Origin of the sequence: Cysteiniphilum sp. 19S12-1 (genome assembly GCF_052030685.1) — a bacterium.
Classification (GTDB): Bacteria; Pseudomonadota; Gammaproteobacteria; order Francisellales; family Francisellaceae; genus Caedibacter.
This window is the reverse complement of record NZ_JBQAJM010000064.1, coordinates 1-3,154: the sequence shown is the minus strand read 5'-3', so window position 1 is coordinate 3,154 and position 3,154 is coordinate 1. Positions and strand designations below refer to the sequence as shown.

The 3,154-nt window shown below is 34.8% G+C and carries 1 protein-coding gene; it reads right to left on the bottom strand.

Annotated elements, in window-relative coordinates; translation table 11 throughout:
• Window positions 1-38: 38 nt before the first annotated feature.
• Window positions 39-3,154: TcdA/TcdB pore-forming domain-containing protein (locus ACTS4L_RS11150; RefSeq protein ID WP_440652054.1), on the bottom strand; the 3,116-nt coding region annotated here is incomplete at its 5' end.

The following is a 3,154-nucleotide window of genomic DNA, read 5'->3' as shown; positions in this document are numbered from 1 at the left end:
GTATGAAGAGATAATTTTTTTCGATAAAATCGGCAAAGTTAGTTGTCGTGACCGGAAAAGTTAGTTGACATTTGATAATTATCATCTAATATAGGGAAAAATAAATTACGTGACTTATTATCTAACTTAATTTGAATGTCTGTGTGATAATAGCTATGCTTTAAGTAAGATATTATCCAGTCGCCAGGCAGAGCATACCATACCCAGACAAATTTTTGCCCATAATACGAACGTAAAGTATCTAATCCAATGGACTTTTTATATCTAGCGCCTGGTAGATCATTATATCCAAAACTGTAGTAAGTATTGGCTCCATATGGAAGATAAAAATTTAAGGCATAACTAAGATCTACTGCTTTATTTCTTTCACTTAATCCAAAGGCATTATAAACATCTAAGGTAGTACCATTGTCAGGTATTGGACCACTTAAATAATGATCCAACCCTCCAGTAAAGGTGTGCCACGCTCCTCCTCTTGTCCCCATTGTCGTTATATTTCCATAATGAACAGTATTATTTATAAAATCAACTTCACTGACAACAGCTCCATTTCCTAAAGACCATAAAACCTTACTATCTTTAGAAGGATTAATACTGAAATCACTCGCATCATATAACATTGAAGGATTTGAGACAGAATGATAAACTCGGTTAAATTCATCTATCAGTGCATTAGCAGACTGAGCCACATTTTCATAGCCTTCGACAAGAGCAGGTATCCCAATAGATAGGCCAACCAACGGAATTCCAACCATACCTAAAATGCTACTAGCAGTCGCTGCACCGGTAAGTCCAGCAGCAATAGCCCCTACATTAACACTTGCAGTTATACCTGCCATGGTTAAATTTGTTGCCGCTAAAGCTGCTTCTTCTTGACTCGTTGAGTTTGCTAATTCTCCAATAATACCAGTAATGTTAGCAGCATCAAAAATAACACCTATGGCCCCAGGCAAAATACTACCTGCTGCATTTAATGTAGGAAAAGCAGTTTTTATAGCTGACAGTGCTTGCTCTAATGGTTTTATTTCAAACTTCATAGCATTTGCAATCATGCTACCCAAATGAATGCCATCTTCAATCACACCAACAGAAGGTTGAACTAAACCAACATAGGTTTGTAATTTTATAGGCCAGGTTAAATTTTTGGATGGGGATGCGTGATGGTCTAATAATGTTTGGATGAGAAATGCTGCATTCAGAGTGTGAACAGCATCACCTTCCAACATAGTAGGTTTCGCGTCAATAACGCCTGTATGAGTATCTAAAGTTAAGTGTTCAGTAAAATCTTGGTGTAATTGAGTGTAAGTCTCACTGAATTTAGAAAATATTTCATCATCTGTTTTAATTAAGACTGGTTTTTTATCTTCAGACTCATGAACAAAGACAACATGGGTTTCTCCATCAATTTCCTGTGTGCTAATCATGGCATGCCAACCGTCTCCTAATTGCATAGCATGTTCAGACTTTAAATTATTTACAGCATCATTCCACTCACCAGCTAATGTGATTAAGGATAGTGCTTCTGCAATTTTTTTCTCAACTTCAGTTCGATGCTCAGATGGTCTTTCACCAATTTGCAGTAATTCTCGAATATTTTTTGCTACTAAATCATGCAACTCTAATACCAGCTTCTGAGATTCATCATTAAGCTCATTCATTTGACCAGTAGAGGTATCAATAGCCTTTGATATTTCAATCAGTGTATCTTTTGATAAAGGCTTTTTAGTAACTTTTCCAAGGTCTTTATCCCATATCAACTCCGATTTATTCAATTGAACATAAGTATTTGCAACTTCTTTATCAATCCATCGCCCTTTTAAAAATACTTCTTTTTTTCCATTTGCTCCAACTTTAACATCATGCTCTCTAGCGACAACAGACCAATGTTCTGAATCTAAACCTAGCTCTCTAGATTTGCTATTTAACCATTCAGCAAGCTTGCCTGGAATTGTGTTTTCAATTGAAACACTAAGGTCTAATAAAGCACATCCTATTAAATCTAACTTAATACTTTTAACTAAATCTGGATCTATTTTATTAAATAAAGGTTCCAGTTTACGTATAATTTCTGGTGCTTCCATATAACCAAAAGTTTTAACACCTTCATCTGTATATCCATGACCGACTAGTGAAATACGAATATTACCTTCTTTATCCAACCTCAAAGGTGATGTATATACAAAATCTTGAGATCTTTCAGACCAAGTGAATACTTCACCTATGCTTTCCTCTTTTAATTGCAGCCATTCACTTTGCTTCGGATGTTTAGCAAACAAAGCCTTGGAGGATTCAAAACTAATTGTATCCCCTTGTAACTGAATAATCAGTTGTTTTTCATAGTTGAATGTTTCATTATAATCTATATTTTCACCTATAAAGAGCTCCTTATTGGGCTTATCCCACTCTGTAATCCACTCCATCCCCGATAAAGGCTTAATCTCTTTATCAGTTAACTTTTTAATCGTAGCGGCATGTTCAGTAATATAGTTCAAAATGTTATTGATTATATGGCTAATTGTTTCGTTTGTTGAGGAGGATCCACTTTCTTTAATCATCTTTAAAGAAACATACTTATCTGGATACGACGCCTCAATAAAACCAGCAACTTCTTCTAAATTGCGAAACTCAAGCTCACCTAAATTTGGATCATAGTAAGTATAAGTTGAATTCTTATTCTTAATTATTGATACAGCATGTGCTGAAATATCTGTTTTCTCGACAGTTGTTGAAGAATAGTCTTTTGATTGATCTATAAATGTAAGACCTAATAAATAGCGTTTATTAGTATCAACATTATGATCAGTGTATAATTTTACTAATTCGGTAAGAACAGCTTTTCTTTCTGGAGAGTGTTCGATCTTTGCCGTTATTATTCGCGCTATAAATGCAACTAGACCTTCTTTTCCTGCTTCATAAAATGCTGGAGTCTCACTTGATGTTTTATTCAGGTTTTTGTTAAGAAGTACTAGATCACTCATAAGTCTAAAGGTTGTATCCTTGTATTTTGGCTTGTTATGATATTCACTGATAAATGACATTATTCTTTGATCAATCTTATCTAGAAAACCTGGTGGTTTGGGCACGGCTGTCCCATCTAAAATATGTTGACTTTTGCTAAATTTATCTTTGAAGTTGTTAGCAAAGGAATCTACTG